Genomic DNA, 19037 nt, shown 5'->3' with positions numbered 1-19037 from the left:
GATGCGCAAGGAGGACGCGTGAGTATCGCATTGGACTTCACCGGCAAGGTTGTTGCCATCACCGGTGGCAGCAAGGGTGTCGGACGAGGAATCGTCACCCGTTTTCTTGAAGCGGGCGCAACCGTTGAGTACTGCGCGCGCACGGCGCCAGAGACACCCATTGGTTCCGCCGCTTTCACCGCCGTTGACGTGCGTGACGCTGAGCAGGTGGCGGCATGGATCGACGGTATCGCTGAGCGCCACGGGCGCCTCGATGTGCTCGTGAACAACGTGGGCGGATCGCCCTTCTCGGCTTTCAAAGACGGATCGCCGCGCTACCAGAAGGCGATCATGGAGATTAACTTCTTCTCCGCCTCGTACGCATGCCACGCGGCGTACCCGCACCTGGAGAAGACCGGCGGCAACGTCGTGAACATCACGTCGATTTCTGCTCGTCGCCCCAGCCCCGGTACCGCCGTGTACGGTGCGGCGAAGGCAGCGCTGGAAAACCTCACCCGATCGCTTGGCGCTGAATGGGCGCCGCGCATTCGCGTCAACGCCATTAGCTCGGGCCTCGTGGGCACGGAGTCAGCTGATGGACACTACGGAACCCCTGAGCAGCTTGCCGGGGTTGCCGCCACAATCCCGCGGGGGCGCCTGGCAAACCCGCTTGAGCTTGGTGCAACATGTGTCATGCTCGCGTCTGACCTGTCTTCGCACACGACAGGCGCCATCCTCAATGTCGACGGCGGCGGCGAATGGCCCGCCTTCCTCGCTCACACCCCGAACGCTGATGCGTTCCCCGCAGAAAGGGCAGAAGATGCCTGAAGCCGTCATCGTCTCCGCTGTTCGCTCGCCAATTGGCCGCGCGTTCAAGGGATCTCTTAAGGACATGCGCGCCGACGACCTTGCGTCGCAAATGGTGCGCGCCGCTCTCGCCGCGGTTCCGGAGCTTGACCCCACCACGGTCGTTGACCTGATGATGGGTAACGCTCAGCCCGCGGGCGAGCAGGGTTACAACATCGCGCGCATCGTGGCACAGCAGATTGGCCTGGACACCGTTCCTGGCGTGACCGTTCAGCGTTACTGCTCGTCGTCGTTGCAGACCTCGCGCATGGCTTTCCACGCGATCAAGGCCGGTGAAGGCGACGTCTTCATCTCTGCTGGTGTCGAGGCCGTTTCCCGCTTCGGCCTGGGCAAGGCTGACGGCATGGAGAACACGAAGCACCCGGCATGGGCTGCTGAGATGGAGCGCACCGCTGCCAACGCGCAGACCCCCGGCTTCGTCTGGAGCGACCCACGCGAGCGCGGCGACCGCCCCGACATTTACATTGCGATGGGCGAGACCGCTGAGAACGTTGCCGGTCTCCGCTCGGTGTCGCGCCAGGCTCAGGATGAGTGGGCTGTGCGCTCGCAGAACCGCGCAGAAGCCGCCAAGGCGCGCGGCTTCTGGGAGAAGGACATCACGCCCGTCACGCTGGGCGACGGAACCATCGTGTCCACTGACGACGGCCCGCGTGCCGGCGTCACGCTGGAAGGCATCTCGGGTCTGCAGCCGGTGTTCCGCGCTGACGGCACCGTCACCGCCGCCAACTGCTGCCCGCTCAACGACGGTGCCGCAGCTCTCGTCATCATGAGTGACGTGCGTGCGAAGGAGCTTGGCCTGACGCCGCTGGCTCGTATTGTGTCCACCGGTGTTTCGTCGGTGAGCGCTGAAATCATGGGTCTCGGCCCGGTCGGCGCTGTACAGCAGGCGCTCGCGAACGCAAAGATGTCGATCGGTGACATGGACATCATGGAGATCAACGAGGCGTTCGCCGCCCAGGTGCTGCCCTCCATCGACGACATCGGTATCGACGCTGACAAGGTCAACGTCAACGGTGGCGCCATCGCGCTCGGCCACCCGTTTGGTATGACCGGTGCGCGCATCACGACGACCGCGATTCACGCTCTGCAGGAGCGCGATGAGCAGTTCGCACTTGAGACGATGTGTGTTGCTGGTGGCCAGGGTATGGCCATGATTCTCGAACGCCTCAGCTAATGACAAGAGCCCTCGAAGATCGCGCCGTCATTGTGACCGGAGCGGCGCGGGGTCTCGGACGCGCATACGCGATCGCGGCCGCCCAACAGGGCGCCGCGGTCGTGGTTGCCGACATTGACGCTGTCGGGGCGGCAGCGGTCGCTTCAGAGATTGCGATCGGCGGCGGCTATGCCGTATCGCACGCCGCGAGCGTCTCGGCAGCCGGAACCGGTGAAGCACTCGTGCAGTTGTGCCGTGACGCGTTCGGGACCGTTGACGGACTCATCAACAACGCCGGAATCTTGAGCCCTGGTCTCGCGACCGAGCAGGACGCCGCGACGATTCGTCACACCATCGACACCAACGTCACCGGAGTCATCAACTGTGGCACCGCCGCGATGCGTGCAATGTCTGGCCGTGGCGGCGCGATCGTCAACATCGTGTCGGGAGCCCTCCTTGGTTCCGATCGTCTCGCCCTGTACGGCGCGACGAAGGCCGCCGTTTTGGGCCTCACCTACGGGTGGGCGCTTGAGGGTGCGAAGATCGGCGTGCGCGTGAACGCGCTCGCGCCGCTTGCGTGGACTGACATGAGCAACGAGATGGGTGGGGACGACGCAGGCAAGGGCGGCGCGGCTGACGCGATTGCACCGGCTGCCGTCTACCTGCTGTCTGACCGCTCGGCCGCGTTGAACGGTCAGGTACTTCGTGCGGACGGCACGCAGCTGGCGCTCATGGCGCCGCCCGCGTTTACGCACGCCGTTCCTGGGCGCGATTGGAACCTCGACACGATTGACGAAGCCCTCGCCGGTCGATTGTCGGTTGGCTTGGCCCCTGTCGGTCTCGGCGCTGGCGCGCCAGCAATGCAGGTTTAGCCTCTGTTTTCTGCCGTCGGTCTCGGTCTGTTTCAGCCCGAGACCGACGGCTTTTCCTGTTGTGCACGGTGGATGCGCCAGCGACGCCGATAATCGCGGCGTGTCGGCCGGGCGGGCGAATCTCGTCGTGCAGAACAGGATGCAGGTGGGGTGCAGGCCGTGCTCGGGCTGGGGCGCAGGCGGTACTCGGGTGCAGGCCGTACTCGGGTTGGTGCAGGCGGACGCCGGGGGTGGGTGCCTGAGTGAAGCCGGGCGTGGTTAGTCGCCTGAGCTGGCCGGCATCGTGTCGTCGGGGCGGGCGCCGGTGGCGGTGAGAAGACCGGAACCATAGAGCGCGTCGAGACGCGCGGGTTCGACAGCGACGGCGAGCGAATCTGGGTACAAGAATCCACCCCACGCGAGGCGGCCCTCATCGTCCCACGCGAACTCCGGAACCTGCATGCCAGCTCGAATGAAGTCGGCAGTGAAGCGGCGAGAGACGTACACCTCGGTGCTGTTGCTCCACGTCGTCGCGAGGTAGTCGGGTTCGCCCAATGTTCCCCAGTATCCGCGCCACATGAGACCGGTCATGGTGAGGTCGCCGATGAGTTCGCGCAGCCCTTCGGCGGTGCGCTCATCGAGCTGGCCGCTGGCTGCGTTGTAGCTCGCCGGGTCTTGCCCCGCAGATTCCAGCAGATCACGCCACGTCGTGCTCGCCGAGAACGCGGTGTCGCCGGGGACGAACCTTGTCCACGGCACCAGCTCCCCGTCCTTCGTCTCGAACGGAAAGAACACCCGAGCAATCCGCAGATCAGCATGCGTGCGGGGGATAAGGTCTGACACCAGAGCCCCGGTGCCCAGCTCCAGCACCTTCATGTGCTCTCGGCGGCGGTCATCTGCATGTCGCATTCCTCAAGCCTCTTGGCTTCCGCGATCTGCGTCAAGCAAAAGGCTCCGGAACCTCCCTGCAGATGCAGGGGATGGTTCCGGAGCCGAGAAAAACGGGTTATGCCGATGCGGATTCGCGCAGTTCACCCTTGAGGATCTTGCCCGTCGCGTTGCGAGGGAACTCGTCAACGAAAACGAACTCGCGTGGCACCTTGAAGTTGGCGAGGCGCTGGCGGCAGAAGGCGTCCAGCTCTTCGACGGTGGGCTTCTCGGCGGCCTGCAGCACAGCGACGTACGCGCGGCCGACCGTGCCGAGGCGCGGGTCCTCGACGCCGATGACGGCCGACTCGTTGATCGCTGGGTGCTTGCGCAGCACGTTCTCCACCTCGGCGGGGTACACGTTGAACCCGCCGACGATGAACATGTCTTTGATGCGATCGGTGATCTTCAGGCAGCCGTGTTCGTCGAGCTGGCCGATGTCGCCGGTGTGCAGCCAGCCGTCGGCGTCGAGCGCCTTGGCGGTGGCCTCCGGGTCTTCGAAGTAGCCCATCATGACACTGCCGCCGCGGATGAGAATCTCGCCGTCTTCGTTCAGGCCCGCGTCGGTGCCGTCCGGGTTGATGGTGCGGATTTCGAGGCCGTAGACAGCGGGCCCGGTCGTCGTCGCGGTGTGCTCGAGCGACTCACCCTTGCGGGAGAACGTCGCAACCAGGCACTCGGTGAGGCCGTAGGCCTGCGCGACACGCTCAAAGCCGAGCTTGTTGACCATGTCGTGGAACAGCGTCTCGGGAGCAGCCGTCGCGCCAGCAACCGCAAAGCGCAGCGAAGACAGGTCGTACTTTTCGCGGTCGGGGTGATCGATCAGCGTCGTGAAGATCGTCGGCACACCCGGCAGCACGCTGATGCGTTCTGTCTCAATGAGCTGCATCAGTGCAACCGGTTCGAAGACCTGCAGCGGGTACACGGTCGCGCCCGCGATGAGCGACGACGTGAGCCCCGCCTTGTATCCAAAGCCGTGGAACATCGGGTTCACGATGCCGTAGCGGTCTTCTGGCGTGAGGTCTGCGCCGAGCGCCCACGAGTACGCAATCTGGGTGGTCTGACGGTGCGAGCACATGACGCCCTTAGGGTTGCCCGTCGTTCCCGACGTGAACAACATGTCGACCATGTCGTCTGCCGTGACCGCCTCGAGACGTGCCTGCAGCGCCGCATCGCTCACCGAGGTTCCGCTGGCGACAAACTCATCCCATGCGACGGTCGCATCGTCGTGCATGTCGTCGTCGACGCTGACGACCACCTTGAGCGACGGAATGCCGACGACGACGGAACCATCGGTTCCGGCTTCGAGGGCTCCCTCGCGCAACATGGCGGAGTAGTTTTTGCCGAGGAAGCCATTGTTGAGCACGATGGCCGTCGCACGCGAGCGGTTCAGGATGTAGGCGGCTTCGTGTCCGGTGTAGCGCGTGTTGAGCGGAACCACCGCTGCGCCGACGGACTGAGCGCCCAACATTGCGAGAATGAATTCTGCACGGTTGGGAATCCAAATGGCAACACGGTCACCGTGCTCGACGCCTGCCGCGATGAATGCGCGGCCTACAGCGTCGGCCTTTTCCTTGAGTTCTGCGTAGCTGATCCGCACGTCGCCGTCGACGATTGCAGGGTGATCTCCGAGCGCAGCCTTCTCAGCGAGGAGCGCGGGAATCGTGTCAGCACGAGACAAAAAGTGGGACATCGTTGCCCTTTCTTGGAAGTTTCTGTGTAGCGTATGCGGAGGATTTACGCCACTTCGGTGGTAGAACTGAAGTTGAACAAACGCTTGGTGAAGGTGTAGGAGATAAGACATGCCAGTAGGAACGCGAACCCGCAACGACCAGAGTTCGGAGCGCCGCGACCAAATCATGGCGATTGCCGCTCACCTGATTGCCCGCCGTGGCTACTCGGCGACCACTGTTCGCGACATTGCCGATGAAGCTGGCATTCTGTCGGGCAGCCTCTACCACCACTTCTCGTCGAAGGAAGCGATTCTGCAGGAGATCCTGCGTAACTTCATGGCGACGTTGCTGGCAAAGCTGGAGCGCATTCAGACGGAAGAATCCGACCCGCGCGTTCAGCTTGACCGCCTCATTGCGGTGGCCTTTGAGACCATCGAGCAGCAGCCGGACGCCGTTGGGCTTTACCAGCAGGAGTCGGCGTTCTTGTCGACTGTTCCCGGTTTTGAGTTTTTGACCGAAGAGTCCAACCGCATCGAGACCATTTGGATTTCTGCTCTCGTTGCCGGTCAGAATGACGGCGTGTTCCGTGAGGAACTGGACCCGGCGCTCAGCTACCGCTTCATTCGTGATGCGGTGTGGTCCACGGTTCGTTGGTTCCGCCCCGGCGGTCGTCACACCGCCGAGAGCCTCACCAACCACCTGCTGAACCTGCTTCACGCCGGGCTCCTCGCGGATTAGTTCGCGACCTCGCGAGTGCGCAGTCCGCGGGGGTCAATGACCTCCCGGATCAGGCGCAGCTCTTCGTCGCTCGGCACCCGCGTCAGCGGAGCCGACTGGGCGTCGACCGTGAAGCCGGTCTCGCGCTCAACCTCGGCGGGGTCAACGCCCGGGTGAACCGACTTCACCATGATGCGGCCGTCGGCGTCGAAGCCGAAGACGCACAGGTTGGTGATGATCGCACCCAGGTGGTGGAACCGCAGCACATCGCCGACGGCGCGTGCGCGGTCGTTGCCGACGCCGGAAACCATGTCAACGTTGTCGACAAAGATGCGCGCAGAGTGGCGCGAGATCCAGTAGTCAACGCGGTGGTTTGCCGTGTTGCCCGGGGCGCCACGCACACCGATGAGCTGACGCTTCGGGGTCTTCCAGTCGCCGATAAGCGAGATGTTCTGGTTGCCGAATGCGTCGATCTGGCTCGCGCCCATCATCGACTGACGACGGCCGGTAGCCAGAATGTCAAAGATGCGGCGGAACGGTGCCCAGCCCTCGATGACGCCGCCGGAAGCGGCCGACTTGCCGAGCGCAGGCGGCTCAGCCATGAAGAACGCTTCACCGTCGCTCAGGACGATGTCGGGTGCGGTCGTGAGCTTAGCCAGACGCGCGCCGATGGCCGGAATCAGGCCGACAGCGTGCGCGAGAACCTCGCCGGATTCGAGATAGGTGTCGGCGACGGCGCCAACGCAGATCTCAGCAATGGTTGCATCGGTCATGCCTGTGCCTCCTCGTGGAACTTCGCGACGGCGGCGTGGTAGCCAGCCTCATCGGTCGACAGGAAGCGCTCGGTGAACGCCTTCCATGCCTCCGGGTCTTTCGCCGATGCGACGTAGTGCTTCTGGAAAGCCTCGTCGCGGTTGTAGTCCGGCTCGCACGACGTGAAGTGTGCGCCGTTTGGAGCCTCGACGACAGCCGACGTGTAAATGCGGCTGAACAGCAGCGTGTGGAACGAGCCCTCGTTCAGCAGCTCGTTCGTCTCAACGATCTTCTCCGTTGACACAATGGTGCGCTTGGCTGCCATCGCGTACAGGTCGTCGAAGTACGGGTCCGGGCCCAAGAACTGGGCGTTGCCCGATGCATCTGCGCGGTTGACGTGCACCAGTGCAACGTCGAGCGGCAGTGCCTTCATCGCGACGTAAACCTCGTCCGAGTACGGCGACTCGACGAGCTTCAGCTGCGGGTTGGCGGGCAGTACGTCGGAACCAAGACCTGCGCGAATAGGCAGGAAGTCCAGACGCTGGTTGGCGGCACGGAGACCGGCAACGTACATGCCCTCGTCATACTCTTCGATATCGAACGCGCCACGTTCACGAGCCTGCGTGAACAGCGGGTCGAGCGGGATCGAGTCCAGCGTGACGAAGCCGTAGATGAGCTTCTTGATCTTGCCCGCTGCTGCCAGCAGGCCGACGTCGGGTCCACCGAATGCGACGACCGTGAGGTCGGTCACATCGGACTGCGCGAGTGCGCGCACCAACGCCATGGGTTTGCGGCGGGATCCCCACCCGCCAATACCGATGGTCATGCCGCTTTCAATTCCGGCAATGGCCTCGGCGATCGACACTGTCTTGTCGGTCATCCTTGACTCCCTCGATGCGAGTTTTCAAAGCTCGCGCTGCCAACAAACCTAGCGTTTGTTTGGTTGCAAGGCTAGCATGATCCCATCGCACCAAAACGGGGGCATCGTTCCCCGGCGAAAAGCACGAGGCAATGTCGCCAATGGAGGCCAAATGTCGGATACCCCGATCGCACCGCACGTCATCGTTACTGGCGGCGCCAGCGGCATCGGTGCGGCCGTTGTTGACGCGCTTGTGGCGCGCGGCCGCACGGTGACGGTGTTTGACCTCGCTCCCGCGGCCAACGGCGTTCCGACAGAAATCGTTGACGTCACCGATGAGACTGCGGTGGTTGCCGCCGTCGAGGCAGCGGCCCAACGAGGCGGAACCATTACCGAGCTCGTGGCATGCCATGGCATTCGCGGCGAGTTCGTGCCTGCCCTGGAGATGAGCCTTGACCGCATGCGCTTGCTCTACAACGTGCACCTCGTCGGCACCCTCTCGGTATCGCGAGAAGTCGTGCGGCGGCTGCACGGGGTTCCGGCTTCCCTCGTTTTCATTGCGTCCACCACCGCCTACCGCGGCTGGGCGAAGCAAGCGGACTACGGAACCGCGAAGGCGGCCGTCAAACAGCTCACAGAGAACCTCGCGGTGGAATGGGCGCCGCTCGGAGTGCGCGTGAACGCCGTCGCGCCCGGGCACACGCTGACGCCGATGGTGCAAGACATGATCGACAACGGCTACGACACCCAGCCCGTTGCCGAACGCACGCCGCTCGGACGCTTGGCGTCGCCCGCAGAGCAGGCTGATGCGATTTGCTTCCTGCTTGCCGACGCGACCTACGTCACCGGACAGTGTGTTGCGGTCGATGGCGGGTGGACGGCGGTCGGTAAATGATCGGCTCGATGCGCACCATTGGAGACCTCGAGGTTTCTGCCGTCGGCCTCGGCGCGATGACTCTCACCCAGCTCCCGGACTTCGACTCGGAGACTGCGCGTCGCGCGGTGGACACCGCGCTGCAAACGGGCATCACGCTGTTCGACACGGCAGACTCGTACGGACCGACGTCTGAGATGGGCGTGAACGAACGCGAACTTGCGCGCCTCTTAGGCTCCCGCATGAACGACGTTGTGGTCAGTACAAAGGGCGGCCACACGCGCCACGAGAACGCCTCCTGGTGGCTCGACGGCTCGCCTGAGCACCTTGCCCGTGCTGCGCGCGACTCAGCCCAGCGCCTCGGCGTTGATTCTCTTCCGCTGTATCACCTGCACCGCCCAGACCCCCGAGTCGAATTTCGGGCATCGATTGAGGCGCTCGCGCAGTTGATTGATGACGGTGTCGTGCAACGCGTCGGGGTCTCCAACGTTGACGCGCGCCAGCTTGCCATTGCGAGTGATGTGCTCGGACACCAGCTCGTCAGTGTGCAAAATGAGTTTTCACCGTTGCGCACCGAGAGTCTCAACCTGCTCGAGATCTGCGAGGCGAACGGCATCGCTTTTCTTGCATGGGGACCGTTTGGCGGCCTGCGCGCGGCGCAAGGGCTTGGCCAGGTGGTTCCGCCCTTCCTACGCGTGGCACGCCTGCACGGCGTCAGCGTGTACCGCGTCGTGCTCGCGTGGATGCTGGCGCTTTCGCCCACGATGATCCCGATTCCGGGCGGGCGTCGCCCCTCGAGCATTATTGACAGCACCGCGGCGCCGGGCTTGACGCTCGAACCCCACGAACTTGCGGCCCTCAACACCTTTGCTTTTGGTTCCGCTCGTCGCCCGACTTTGGTGGCGGTTTAGTGCGGTTCTTCCAACAGCTCGACGCGTACGTCGTCAGGCCCGATGATGTACGCGTAGCGGTAGCCCTCCATGGGGCCCGCGGTCGCGACCATCGGCGCGCTGGTGGCGGCGTAGCCGTTGGCTGCGAGGCGTGTGATTTCGCCTTCGATGTCGCGCACCACGATCGCGGGATGAGCGGAACCAGCTTTGCCGTTGTCGGGAATCAGACGTTGGTTTCCGGTTCCGCGGTACTCGGCGAGTTCGATCACGCTGTCGCCGCCGTCGAACGCGATGAAGGTGATCAGGATCTGCGCGCCGGGGTAGCCGGTGACCGCCTCGACAGCCGGGCCTTGCTTGACGAGCGGGCCGGTGACGGTTCCGCAGGTCAGCGAGGAGTAGAACGCGATCGCTTCTTCGGTGTTGCTGACGGTGATTCCCATGTGATGCAGTCGCGCCATTGCTTTTCCATCCCCGAGGTCGAGCATCGTTGCTTCGTCTCGTAACCAATCAAATATTTGTTCAAGATACTGGAAAGGTCATTCCATGACGAATCCCTTCGTTCGCCTCGACGGCAAGGTCGCCGTTATCACCGGTGCTGCTGGCGGTCAGGGGCGTGCACACGCCGCGCTCTTTCACGAGCTCGGCGCACGCCTTGTGCTCACGGACATCGTCGAAGACGCGGTGCGCGAGGTTGCGTCCGCTTACGGTGATGACGCGATCGCGTTGAAGCACGACAACGCGTCGTCGGCAGACTGGGCGCGCGTTGCCGCGGCCGCCGAGGAGAAGTTTGGTCGCGTTGATGTGCTCGTGAACAACGCTGCCGTGTCGCCCGTTGGCAAGCTGGAAGATATGACCGAAGCGCAACTGCGCACGATCATTGACATCAACCTTCTCGGGCCCATGCTTGGCATGCAGGCACTGCTCCCGCTTCTCAAGCAGCAGGGTGGTTCCGTCATCAATATCTCCTCCACGTCGGGCCTGCAGGGCTACGCCGAACGCGCGCACTACTCGTCGACGAAGTTCGGGCTGCGCGGACTGACACGCTCCATGGCACACGAGTGGGGCCCCTACGGCATTCGCGTCAACACGGTGCTCCCTGGCGCCATTGACACCGTCATGGCCAGCGACGACACCCGCAATGGCATTGGCTTCATCACGACGATTCCGGCCGCACGTATCGGGCGCCCCGACGAGGTCTCTGCCATGGTGGCTTTCCTCGCCTCGGACGCGTCAAGCTACTGCACGGGCCAGGACTTCGTCGTCGACGGCGGAAAAACAGCGTAATGCCCTGCTACGCGATCGATGGCGTGGTTCCGGTCGTTGACCCGACTGCGTTCGTGCACGAAACAGCGGTGCTGATCGGTGACGTGATCATCGGGCCCGGCTGTTACATCGGCCCGCACGCGTCGCTTCGCGGTGACTTCGGTCGCATCATCGTGGGGGAGGGCTCGAACGTGCAGGATTCGGCTGTGATTCACGCTTTTCCTGGTGACGATTGCGTACTCGAACCCGCTTCTCACGTGGGCCACGCCGCTGTTCTGCACGGGTGCCGCATTGGTTCGTATGCGCTCATCGGCATTGGCGCGACGATTCTGGATGGCGCCTCGATTGGTGCCGATTGCCTCGTCGGTGCCGGGGCGTTGGTGACGGCAGGCACTGTGGTTCCCGAGCGGTCACTGGTGCTTGGCTCGCCTGCGAAAGTCGTTCGCGAGCTCGACGACGAGACCGTGGCCTGGAAACGAAACGGCACCCACGTGTATCAGCAGCTCGCGGTGCGCTCGCGGGAGACGCTCGTGCCAGTCACGCCGCTGGCCGCGGTGGAAGAAAACCGCCCCCGTGTTTCGACCGGGTCAGACGTGTCTCAACCCCTCCACAAACAGCGCGACTGACGGTTCCGGTTTGGGTGCTGGGTGGTGTTGCGGTGGTTCGGGCGCTGCACTGCCCCGCAACGGGTGCTGCGGTGCCCCGGAACGGCGGTGGTGGTGCCCCGAAACGGGTGCGGTGCGATGTCGCGAGGGCGAGGGATTGTCGCGAGAGCGAGTGATTTTCGCTCGTAAAGTATCGCTGTCGCGACAAAGTGTCGTTCTCAGGACATTGGAACCACAGGGCGGGTCGGGTGCCGCGAGGGCGAGGGATTGTCGCGAGGGCGAGGGATTGTCGCGAGAGCGAGTGATTTTCGCTCGTAAAGTATCGCTGTCGCGACAAAGTGTCGTTCTCAGGACATTGGAACCGCAGGGCGGGTCGGGTGCCGCGCGTCGCTCTGCGTCGCTCCACGTCTCTCCGAGTCGATCGGTGCTCCACGTCGGTGCTCGTCGTTCCGCTCGCCACGCGGCGCCCACAAAATGCATCAGAGAATGCGAAATGTCATGCTCATGCGTCACGTTGATTTACTTCTGTCACATGATCCGTTGCATTCTGCAGGGCGGAGTGGGCTCGTGACGCCGAAGGCCAACCCACCAACCCGCCGCGAGGGGATTGGGCTACTCGCCGAGGAGGCCGAGGTGAGCGAGCATGGCGTCGACGGTGTCGACAGCGTCCCCCGCCCTGGTGTCGCCGTTTTCCGCCCACTCGGTCAGCGCGGCAAACAGCGCTGATTGATACGCCGTCGCGATCGCGCGGGTGATTGCTGGCGGGAGATCAGGGCGGCGCGCTGCGATGAACGATGCGACCTCGGCGATCCACGGGTTGTGGGCGCTGGGAGCGAGCGCTGCGATTTCGGGCTCGCTGCTGACGAGGCTGAAGAAATCCGGACCAAGTGCCGTGACCTTCGGGTCGCGCGTCACCGAGGCGCTGATGAGTTGCCGCAGTGCGTCGCCGAGGGGGATGTCCAGCGGAACCAGGGGTGCGGCTGCCGCCATGCGTTCCGTTGCGGGCTGCACGCCGATCCACGCGAGTTCGGCGCGACTGGAAAAGTGGCGCATCAGCGTGCGGGTGCTGACGCCGGTGGCATCCGAAATTTCTCGCCAACCGGTGTTTGCATAGCCATGCTCGTGCCACAGCGCGATGGCAGCTTCGGAGATCGCCATGGCGTCAACGATGGAGGGCCGGCCACGGCCCTTCGCGGGTGTTGTCGCTTCTGCACGCATGGTTCCACTTTGCCACTTTTTGGCGTAATATGACAAATGTAAATTTCCCTGACGAAAGGCGGAAATGTCATGGCTCGTACGTACGTTGTGACGGGTTCTGCTTCGGGCATTGGCGCGACGACCTCGCGCATGCTCACGGAGCGTGGCGAAAAGGTCATCGGCGTCGATCTGAAGAACGCCGATGTGGAGGCTGACCTCTCAACCCAGGAGGGTCGCGTTGCCGCTGCCGCCAAGATTGTTGAGCTTTCGGGTGGCGTCGTTGACGCTGTGATTGCGTGCGCTGGTATTTCTGCTCCGCGTGCACTGACGATTTCGGTGAACTACTTCGGTGTTGTCAACCTGCTGCAGGAGCTGCTGCCTGCCCTCGGCAAGAGCGACGCTCCGCGCGTTGCTGTTGTGTCGTCGATGGCCTCGTTGCAGCCGAACTCGCCCGAGATCGTTGACGCGGCTCTCGCTGGCGATGAGGCTAAGGCCGTCGAGATTGCTGACAAGCTCGCTGAGCAGGGCCCGCAGGTTGGTTACGCGGTCTACCCGTCGTCCAAGCGTGCGCTGTCGCGCTGGGTGCGTCGTGCATCGATTTCGGCCGACTACGCCGGCGCTGGCATTGCGCTGAACGCCGTGGCTCCCGGAACCGTGCTGACGCCGATGACCGAGGGCCTGCTGAGCGACCCCGACACGGTCAAGATGGTCGACGCGAGCGTTCCGATGCCGCTGAACTACCACCAGAAGCCCGAGTCGATCGCCGAGGTGCTGATCTTCCTGACGAGCCCCGCAAACACGCACATGGCTGGCCAGACGATCTACGTTGACGGTGGCGCTGACGCGTCGCTGCGCGGCGACGACATCTGGTCGTGGAACGACCCGAAGTAAACCTCTCGCATCTCGCGGATTGAGCGCCCGGTTCCGTTTTCGGGGCCGGGCGCTTTTATGCTGGGGGCATGGCCGATAACCCCGACGATATCCTCTCCGACGCCGTCGCTGAGACCGCTGGTGCGCCCGCACTCGACGGCCGCGTCGACACGTTTTCGTGGCAGGGCGCCGACATGGTGTTCGAGGAGTTTGGCTCCGGAACCCCGGTGTTCGTCCTCGTGCACGGCATCGGTATGGGCCGTGTCGTCTTCGCCGAGCTCATCGACGACCTCAAGAAGATTGGCCGCGTGATCGCGATCGACCAGCCGGGCTATGGCGATTCGCCGGAACCACCACGCACGCCGACGATGGAACGCACCGCCGACATGCTGGCGGCCCTGCTGTGTGATCGCGGCGTGAGCGGTGTCACGGCGATCGGCCACTCGATGGGCACGCAGGTCGTCGCTGAACTCGCGGTGCGCCACCCGAAGCTCGTGAGTGAACTCGTCATGATCGCGCCAACCGTCGACGAATCCGCCCGCCGCATCATGATCCAAATCGGCCGCCTCCTGCGTGATCTGTGGGGAGAGAGCCCCAAGGTTGTGCTGCTCGGCGGCTACGAGTATCTGCGCGCCGGCCCCCACCTCATCCGCAAAATGCGCGCCATGATGGTGCACAGTCCGGAGCGCAGCTACCCTCGTCTCACGCAGAAAACCCTCATCCTGCGCGGCGAACACGACTGCGTGGTTCCGGAACCATGGGCTCAGGAAGCAGCGCGGCTGATCCCCGATGCCACGTACGACACGTTGCCCGACACGAGCCACCAGTCCATGATCCGCAACGCCGCCCCCACCACGCGCCGCGTGCTCAAGTTCTTGGGGCGAGGTAGTACGTTTCTTCCATGAGGGAAGCCTGGGTCGATTGGCGCGCGGATGCCGTTTTCGTGCTGCTGGGCATCGGGAGCTGGCTCCTCGCTTTTGCGATCTGGTGGGGCTTTAGTGAGGTCTCACACCCGACCGGCGGTACCGTTCTCGCATGGGCTAATGTGGCGGGCGTAGGCCTCGCTGGGGCTGTCGTCGTGGTCGTCATCCTCAAGATCACGCGGCGCGAGCTATCCGCAAGGCACGCGTTGGCGACTCCCGTGATCGTATTCGCCGGCGGCGTTCTGATTTATGGGCTGTTTGTGGGCATGACACAAGGGTGGGGTGTGGGCCCGGGCTTCGCACTGGCGTTTGCCGCCTTCGTTGTCGTGCCGACACTTTGGTGGAGTGTTTTCTGGGGCGTTTCCGTCTTGATGAACAGCTGCCGAACGGCCAAACGACAAGACTAAGCAACCCCCAACCGGCAAACGCCAGAGGGCCCGCACCGCGACGGTACGAGCCCTCTGAACGAAACGAATACTTACGCCAGCAGGCGCTCAGCTTCACGCACGCGGATCGCCTCGGGCGAGCCGAACAGTTCACGCGTCGCGTGAGCGCGCTTGAAGTACAGGTGCGCGTCGTGCTCCCACGTGATCGCGATACCGCCGTGCAACTGCACAGCCTCGCCAGCGACGGTGCTGAAAGCATCCGATGCCCATGTCTTCGCGAGTGCGGCGAGCGGCCCCAGTTCAGCGCCGGACGCCACGGCGGAAGCCGCAGCGCGCGAGGCCGTGGTCGCGGTCTCCACGAGCAAGTGCATATCGGCCATGCGGTGCTTCAGGGCCTGGAACGAACCGATCTGACGGCCGAACTGCACACGCTGCTTCGAGTACTCAACGGTGAGGTCGAGAATGCGGCGGGCGCCACCAACCTGCAGTGCGGTGACGGCCGTGGCCGCGATGTCGCGGAGGCGCTCGGTGTCAACAGCATTGCCGATACGAACGGCGGCGGCGCCGTCGAACGTCACCTGGGCGAAGCGCAACGTGGTGTCCATCGCCGGGGTCGCCACGCGGGTGACGCCGGCAGCATCGCCAGCAACCTCAAACAGGCCAACGCCGTCAGAGGTCGCAGCCAACACCAGCAGCACGTCGGCGGTCGATCCGTCGATCACCAGCGGTGCGGTTCCGCTCAACGAAGCCCCGTCAAACGAAACACCAAAACGCGTGGCATCGAAGAGTCCTCGATCATCAGCCCACACGAGCGCTGCCGTGGTTTCACCGGCGGCAATACCGGGCAGCAGGCGCTCGCATGCGTCGGCATCGCCAGAGCAGAGCACGGCCTGGGCGGCGATCGCGACGGTTCCGAGGTACGGCGACGGCGTCATCGCGGCGCCCAGCTCTTCGAGCACGAGGTGCGTCTCAAAAGCGGTAAAGCCAGCGCCGCCGAACTCCTCAGGAATCGCAAGCGACGCGGCACCAATCTCTTCGCACAGCACGCGCCACAGGTCAGCGTCGTAGCCCGATTCTGACTCCATGGCGCGGCGCACCGCACCCGAGTCCGAGCGGGACGACAGCAGGTCGCGCAGCATGCCGACGAGCTCTTCCTGCTCTTCGGTGGGATCGAACTGCATCATGCCCCCTGGTTCAAAATTGCGGCGGCAACGCGGTCGCGGTGGAACGACGTCGAACCCCACGACTGCACAAGCGCGGGCACCAGCGTAACCCAGCGGCCCACGTGGTGCTCGGCGGTGTAGCCGATCGCCCCGTGCACCTGCAGCGACAGCTTCGCGGCGAGCGTCGCGGCATCAGCGGCCGAAACCTTCGCGGCCGACACATCGCGGTCACGGTTGGGGCTGTCAATGTCGAGCGCGGCACGCAGCATGAGCGGGCGCGCGAAGCTCAACGCCACACGCACGTTCGCGAGGTGGTGCTTGAGCGCCTGGTACTCGCCAACCGGCTTACCAAACTGCTCACGAATCTTCGCGTACTCCACGGCCTCATCGAGCAGGCGCTCGCCCGCACCGACGAGCATCGCCGCGGTGGCGAGTGCTGCCTCCGCGAATCCACGGTCCAGAGCTTCCGCAGAGACTGCAGTCGTGGTTCCGGAACCAGAAAGCGGGAAAAGCGTGCGGGTCTTAGCCATCGAAGAGATCGCGTCGCCAGCGTCGGCCGGAGTGACACCGGAACCGTCAACGGCGAATCGAAGCGAAGCCACGTCAGCGTCGAGTGCGTATGGCACGAACGGCGCGTAGGTTGCGGTCGCCATTGCGCCGCCGCAAATCTCCGCCCGAACCTCGTCAGAGACGACGGCCGGAAGGAAAGCGAGGGACTCGATGTAGGGGCCAGGAACGCCGTGGTAACCGAGGCGCTCGAACACGATCGCGAGGTCAACGGCGCTGGCGCCCAGGCCGCCGTCTTCTTCGGCAACGCGGAGTCCGCCGAGGCCGAGCTCGGAGAACTGTTCCCACAGTGCCAAGCCCGCGGCCTTGTCGCCCGCAGCCCACGCCTGCACGACGTCGGCGCCGCCGTTGGCGGTTACGATCTCGTCGATCGCCTCGGCGAATGCGGTCTGTTCGTCAGTAGGGAGGAACTGCATCATGCCTTCCTTCGGTCGCCGCGGGGGAGTCCGAGGATTCGCTCCGCGATGATGTTGCGCTGAATTTCGTTAGTGCCGGCGTAAATCGGTCCGGCGAGGGCGAAGAGGTAGTCCTCGGCCCACTTGCCACCCACGGGGGCGCCATCGCCAATCAGCTCAGCCTCAGGGCCGAGCAGGCGCAGCGCCGTCTCGTGAATGTGAATGTCGAGTTCTGACCAGAACACCTTGTTGATCGAGCCTTCGGCTCCAACGTCGCCGCCCTGCAACAGACGCGAAACGGTCTGCCACGTGAACAGCTTGTACGCCTCGGCGCCGATCCAGCTGTCAACGACAGCGTCGCGGGCGCTCGGCTCGCTCTCGCCGCGCTCGTCCCACAGGTCGATCAGGCGATCGACCGGGGCAAGAAAGCGACCGGGCGCACGCAGCGACAAGCCGCGCTCGTTGCCTGCGGTCGACATCGCGACGTTCCAGCCGTCGCCAGGCGCACCCAGCACGTCCTCGTCGGGCACGAATACGTCGTCGAAGAACACCTCGGCAAAGCCGGTGGAACCATCGAGCTGTTCGATTGCGCGCACGGTGATGCCGGGAGCGTCCATCGGGAACAGGAAGTAGGTGAGACCGCGGTGGCGCTGGGCCTCGGGGTCGGAGCGGAACAGTCCGAAGCCACGGTCAGCCCACACGGCGCGCGACGACCAGATCTTCTGACCGTTCAGCAGCCAGCCACCGCGCGCGTCATCACGCGTCGCCGTGGCGCGGATTGCAGCCAGGTCGCTACCAGCGCCGGGCTCTGACCAGGCCTGCGCCCAAATCTCGGTGCCGTTTGACATCAGCGGCAGGTACTTCGCCTTCTGCTCGGGCGTACCGTGCTCAAACACGATCGGCGCGAGTAGCGAGATACCGTTCTGAGCCACACGCGTGGGTGCGCCGGAGCGGTAGTATTCCTCTTCGAAGATGACCCACTCGGTGATGCCAACTTCGCGGCCGCCGTATTCGGCGGGCCAGGAAACAACCGACCAGTTACCCGAGGCGAGCGTGCGCTCCCACTCACGGTGCTGTTCGAAACCTTCGGCGGTGTCCATCGATGCCAAGCGCTCGGTGGGCACGTTCTCGGCGAGCCAAGCGCGTGCCTCGGCGGCAAACGCTTCCTGCTCGGGGGTGAAATCGAGATTCACTTCTTCTCCTCCGCGTCGCGGATGGTCTTGTGGTTAACGCCGCCGAGGGAGTCGCCTCCGACTTCGGCGTTGTGGGCGTGGGCTGCGTGGTGCAGGCCAAAGACACTGTCCATGCCAGCGCGCTGACCCATCAGGTCTTCTGCCTGGTTGACGGCCTTCTTCGTGAGGGTGAGGCCAATGCGGGGCATCTGACCGATGCGCTCGGCGATGGCCATGGTGCGCTCTTCGAGTTCGGCACGCGGAACCACGTGGTTTACCATGCCGACTTCGTACGCACGCTGCGCAGGAACGCGCTCACCGGTGTACAGCATTTCCTTCGCGAAGCGCGGGTTGGTGACCCACGGGTGTGCGAAGTACTCGACACCGGGGATGCCCATGCGAACGACCGGGTCTTGGAAGAATGCGTCGTCGCTGGCGACGATGAAGTCACACGACCACGCGAGCATGAGGCCACCGGCGATGCAGGCACCGTGCACCATGGCGATCATGGGCTTCGGAATCTCACGCCAGCGGCGGCACATTCCGAGATACACCTCGCTCTCGCGGGCGAATCGCGCGTCGACGCCGGAAGCGCCGACGTGGTCGTACCAAATGACCGCCTTGCGCTCGAAACTCTTGTCGATGTCGCGACCCGGGGTTCCGATGTCGTGACCAGCGCAGAAGTGATCGCCATTTCCAGCGAGAACGATGACCTTGACCTCATCGTCGTTGACAGCACGCGTAAATGCGGCGTCGAGCGCGTAGGTCACGGCGGAGTTCTGAGCGTTACGGTATTGCGGGCGGTTGAGTCGCACGATCGCGGTCGAACCGTGCACCTCGTAGGTGACCACGTCGACTTCTGCTTCAGCCACGGGGAGCTCCTCACTGAACTCGAAAACCAAAAACAACCAAACAATTGCTTGGTTGTACGCTAGCATGACATCGACACATAC

The 19037-nt window shown here is 64.1% G+C and carries 21 protein-coding genes; 11 read left to right on the top strand and 10 right to left on the bottom strand.

The features are described 5' to 3' along the window. Nucleotides 1-18: 18 nt before the first annotated feature. From KTJ77_RS10745 to KTJ77_RS10735, 3 genes are read left to right on the top strand one after another with little or no spacing between them, the layout of a single operon-like run. The gene (locus KTJ77_RS10745; protein ID WP_217338544.1) at nt 19-807 is read left to right on the top strand and encodes an SDR family oxidoreductase; all 789 of its coding nucleotides are present in this window, start codon (nt 19-21) and stop codon (nt 805-807) included. Next, nucleotides 800-2020, top strand: a complete 1221-nt coding sequence (locus KTJ77_RS10740) for an acetyl-CoA C-acetyltransferase (protein WP_217338543.1) — start codon at nt 800-802, stop codon at nt 2018-2020. Before KTJ77_RS10745 ends, KTJ77_RS10740 begins: the two co-directional genes overlap by 8 nt. Further along, on the top strand, nt 2020-2871 hold the full coding sequence (locus KTJ77_RS10735; protein ID WP_217338542.1) for an SDR family NAD(P)-dependent oxidoreductase: 852 nt from the start codon (nt 2020-2022) through the stop codon (nt 2869-2871). Before KTJ77_RS10740 ends, KTJ77_RS10735 begins: the two co-directional genes overlap by 1 nt. A gap of 258 nt (nt 2872-3129) precedes the next feature. Here KTJ77_RS10735 and KTJ77_RS10730 read toward each other — a convergent pair whose 3' ends face one another. Both KTJ77_RS10730 and KTJ77_RS10725 read right to left on the bottom strand, forming a co-directional pair. Beyond that, nucleotides 3130-3759 (bottom strand): hypothetical protein, encoded by a 630-nt coding sequence (locus tag KTJ77_RS10730; protein WP_217338541.1) that lies wholly within the window; start codon nt 3757-3759, stop codon nt 3130-3132. A gap of 97 nt (nt 3760-3856) precedes the next feature. Further along, nucleotides 3857-5470 carry an AMP-binding protein gene (locus KTJ77_RS10725; protein ID WP_217338540.1) on the bottom strand — a complete coding sequence of 538 codons (1614 nt, stop codon included), beginning with the start codon at nt 5468-5470 and terminating at the stop codon, nt 3857-3859. Nucleotides 5471-5579: 109 nt separating this feature from the next. Here KTJ77_RS10725 and KTJ77_RS10720 point away from each other — a divergent pair, with 109 nt between their 5' ends. Continuing rightward, complete coding sequence (locus KTJ77_RS10720; RefSeq protein WP_217338539.1) at nt 5580-6188, top strand: TetR/AcrR family transcriptional regulator; 609 nt, start codon at nt 5580-5582, stop codon at nt 6186-6188. On the opposite strand, the gene KTJ77_RS10715 is transcribed toward KTJ77_RS10720, so the two are convergent. Further along, entirely contained in the window at nt 6185-6940 is a 756-nt protein-coding gene (locus KTJ77_RS10715) for a CoA-transferase subunit beta (protein WP_217338538.1), read from the bottom strand. The two genes, KTJ77_RS10720 and KTJ77_RS10715, sit on opposite strands and share 4 nt — an antisense overlap. Next, nucleotides 6937-7800 (bottom strand): CoA transferase subunit A, encoded by an 864-nt coding sequence (locus tag KTJ77_RS10710; protein ID WP_217338537.1) that lies wholly within the window; start codon nt 7798-7800, stop codon nt 6937-6939. The genes KTJ77_RS10715 and KTJ77_RS10710 overlap by 4 nt, the downstream gene beginning before the upstream one ends. A 151-nt stretch (nt 7801-7951) precedes the next feature. On the opposite strand from KTJ77_RS10710, the gene KTJ77_RS10705 reads away from it, so the two are divergent. After that, entirely contained in the window at nt 7952-8674 is a 723-nt protein-coding gene (locus KTJ77_RS10705; protein WP_217338536.1) for an SDR family NAD(P)-dependent oxidoreductase, read from the top strand. Nucleotides 8675-8682: 8 nt separating this feature from the next. Next, the gene (locus KTJ77_RS10700; RefSeq protein WP_254367765.1) at nt 8683-9564 is read left to right on the top strand and encodes an aldo/keto reductase; all 882 of its coding nucleotides are present in this window, start codon (nt 8683-8685) and stop codon (nt 9562-9564) included. Here the strand turns inward: KTJ77_RS10700 and KTJ77_RS10695 are convergent. Continuing rightward, entirely contained in the window at nt 9561-10001 is a 441-nt protein-coding gene (locus tag KTJ77_RS10695) for a VOC family protein (RefSeq protein WP_217338534.1), read from the bottom strand. The genes KTJ77_RS10700 and KTJ77_RS10695 overlap by 4 nt on opposite strands. Before the next feature lie 85 nt (nt 10002-10086). On the opposite strand from KTJ77_RS10695, the gene KTJ77_RS10690 reads away from it, so the two are divergent. Both KTJ77_RS10690 and KTJ77_RS10685 read left to right on the top strand, forming a co-directional pair. Then, nucleotides 10087-10827, top strand: a complete 741-nt coding sequence (locus KTJ77_RS10690) for an SDR family NAD(P)-dependent oxidoreductase (protein WP_217338533.1) — start codon at nt 10087-10089, stop codon at nt 10825-10827. Next, nucleotides 10827-11432, top strand: a complete 606-nt coding sequence (locus KTJ77_RS10685) for a gamma carbonic anhydrase family protein (protein ID WP_217338532.1) — start codon at nt 10827-10829, stop codon at nt 11430-11432. Before KTJ77_RS10690 ends, KTJ77_RS10685 begins: the two co-directional genes overlap by 1 nt. A 591-nt stretch (nt 11433-12023) precedes the next feature. On the opposite strand, the gene KTJ77_RS10680 is transcribed toward KTJ77_RS10685, so the two are convergent. Then, nucleotides 12024-12629: a TetR/AcrR family transcriptional regulator gene (locus KTJ77_RS10680; RefSeq protein WP_217338531.1), complete on the bottom strand. Its 606-nt coding sequence runs from the start codon at nt 12627-12629 to the stop codon at nt 12024-12026. 69 nt (nt 12630-12698) lie between these two features. Here KTJ77_RS10680 and KTJ77_RS10675 point away from each other — a divergent pair, with 69 nt between their 5' ends. The 3 genes from KTJ77_RS10675 to KTJ77_RS10665 all read left to right on the top strand — a co-directional run bounded on the left by KTJ77_RS10675 (nt 12699) and on the right by KTJ77_RS10665 (nt 14808). After that, the gene (locus KTJ77_RS10675) at nt 12699-13499 is read left to right on the top strand and encodes an SDR family oxidoreductase (RefSeq protein WP_217338530.1); all 801 of its coding nucleotides are present in this window, start codon (nt 12699-12701) and stop codon (nt 13497-13499) included. A 68-nt stretch (nt 13500-13567) separates the two neighbouring features. Continuing rightward, nucleotides 13568-14383, top strand: a complete 816-nt coding sequence (locus KTJ77_RS10670) for an alpha/beta fold hydrolase (RefSeq protein WP_217338529.1) — start codon at nt 13568-13570, stop codon at nt 14381-14383. Next, nucleotides 14380-14808 carry a hypothetical protein gene (locus tag KTJ77_RS10665; protein WP_217338528.1) on the top strand — a complete coding sequence of 143 codons (429 nt, stop codon included), beginning with the start codon at nt 14380-14382 and terminating at the stop codon, nt 14806-14808. The genes KTJ77_RS10670 and KTJ77_RS10665 overlap by 4 nt, the downstream gene beginning before the upstream one ends. A gap of 71 nt (nt 14809-14879) precedes the next feature. Here the strand turns inward: KTJ77_RS10665 and KTJ77_RS10660 are convergent, their stop codons facing one another. From KTJ77_RS10660 to KTJ77_RS10645, 4 genes are read right to left on the bottom strand one after another with little or no spacing between them, the layout of a single operon-like run. Then, entirely contained in the window at nt 14880-15971 is a 1092-nt protein-coding gene (locus tag KTJ77_RS10660) for an acyl-CoA dehydrogenase family protein (protein WP_217338527.1), read from the bottom strand. Then, nucleotides 15968-16936, bottom strand: a complete 969-nt coding sequence (locus KTJ77_RS10655; RefSeq protein WP_254367764.1) for an acyl-CoA dehydrogenase family protein — start codon at nt 16934-16936, stop codon at nt 15968-15970. Before KTJ77_RS10655 ends, KTJ77_RS10660 begins: the two co-directional genes overlap by 4 nt. Beyond that, nucleotides 16933-18105 carry an acyl-CoA dehydrogenase family protein gene (locus tag KTJ77_RS13600; protein WP_217338526.1) on the bottom strand — a complete coding sequence of 391 codons (1173 nt, stop codon included), beginning with the start codon at nt 18103-18105 and terminating at the stop codon, nt 16933-16935. The genes KTJ77_RS10655 and KTJ77_RS13600 overlap by 4 nt, the downstream gene beginning before the upstream one ends. Then, nucleotides 18102-18956 (bottom strand): enoyl-CoA hydratase, encoded by an 855-nt coding sequence (locus KTJ77_RS10645; RefSeq protein WP_217338525.1) that lies wholly within the window; start codon nt 18954-18956, stop codon nt 18102-18104. The genes KTJ77_RS13600 and KTJ77_RS10645 overlap by 4 nt, the downstream gene beginning before the upstream one ends. Between the last annotated feature and the right edge of the window lie 81 nt (nt 18957-19037).

Origin of the sequence: Microbacterium sp. NC79, from assembly GCF_019061125.1 — a bacterium.
In the GTDB taxonomy this organism is placed as follows: Bacteria; Actinomycetota; Actinomycetes; order Actinomycetales; family Microbacteriaceae; genus Microbacterium.
This window is presented reverse-complemented; position numbering and strand designations above follow the sequence as displayed.

Excerpts from the sequence above, each read along its gene's own strand:
- KTJ77_RS10740 (WP_217338543.1), top strand. The coding sequence starts at position 800 with ATGCCTGAAGCCGTCATCGTCTCCGCTGTTCGCTCGCCAATTGGCCGC.
- KTJ77_RS10735 (WP_217338542.1), top strand. The coding sequence starts at position 2,020 with ATGACAAGAGCCCTCGAAGATCGCGCCGTCATTGTGACCGGAGCGGCG.
- KTJ77_RS10730 (WP_217338541.1), bottom strand. The coding sequence starts at position 3,759 with ATGCGACATGCAGATGACCGCCGCCGAGAGCACATGAAGGTGCTGGAG.
- KTJ77_RS10725 (WP_217338540.1), bottom strand. The coding sequence starts at position 5,470 with ATGTCCCACTTTTTGTCTCGTGCTGACACGATTCCCGCGCTCCTCGCT.
- KTJ77_RS10720 (WP_217338539.1), top strand. The coding sequence starts at position 5,580 with ATGCCAGTAGGAACGCGAACCCGCAACGACCAGAGTTCGGAGCGCCGC.
- KTJ77_RS10715 (WP_217338538.1), bottom strand. The coding sequence starts at position 6,940 with ATGACCGATGCAACCATTGCTGAGATCTGCGTTGGCGCCGTCGCCGAC.
- KTJ77_RS10710 (WP_217338537.1), bottom strand. The coding sequence starts at position 7,800 with ATGACCGACAAGACAGTGTCGATCGCCGAGGCCATTGCCGGAATTGAA.
- KTJ77_RS10705 (WP_217338536.1), top strand. The coding sequence starts at position 7,952 with ATGTCGGATACCCCGATCGCACCGCACGTCATCGTTACTGGCGGCGCC.
- KTJ77_RS10700 (WP_254367765.1), top strand. The coding sequence starts at position 8,683 with ATGCGCACCATTGGAGACCTCGAGGTTTCTGCCGTCGGCCTCGGCGCG.
- KTJ77_RS10695 (WP_217338534.1), bottom strand. The coding sequence starts at position 10,001 with ATGGCGCGACTGCATCACATGGGAATCACCGTCAGCAACACCGAAGAA.
- KTJ77_RS10690 (WP_217338533.1), top strand. The coding sequence starts at position 10,087 with ATGACGAATCCCTTCGTTCGCCTCGACGGCAAGGTCGCCGTTATCACC.
- KTJ77_RS10685 (WP_217338532.1), top strand. The coding sequence starts at position 10,827 with ATGCCCTGCTACGCGATCGATGGCGTGGTTCCGGTCGTTGACCCGACT.
- KTJ77_RS10680 (WP_217338531.1), bottom strand. The coding sequence starts at position 12,629 with ATGCGTGCAGAAGCGACAACACCCGCGAAGGGCCGTGGCCGGCCCTCC.
- KTJ77_RS10675 (WP_217338530.1), top strand. The coding sequence starts at position 12,699 with ATGGCTCGTACGTACGTTGTGACGGGTTCTGCTTCGGGCATTGGCGCG.
- KTJ77_RS10670 (WP_217338529.1), top strand. The coding sequence starts at position 13,568 with ATGGCCGATAACCCCGACGATATCCTCTCCGACGCCGTCGCTGAGACC.
- KTJ77_RS10665 (WP_217338528.1), top strand. The coding sequence starts at position 14,380 with ATGAGGGAAGCCTGGGTCGATTGGCGCGCGGATGCCGTTTTCGTGCTG.
- KTJ77_RS10660 (WP_217338527.1), bottom strand. The coding sequence starts at position 15,971 with ATGATGCAGTTCGATCCCACCGAAGAGCAGGAAGAGCTCGTCGGCATG.
- KTJ77_RS10655 (WP_254367764.1), bottom strand. The coding sequence starts at position 16,936 with ATGATGCAGTTCCTCCCTACTGACGAACAGACCGCATTCGCCGAGGCG.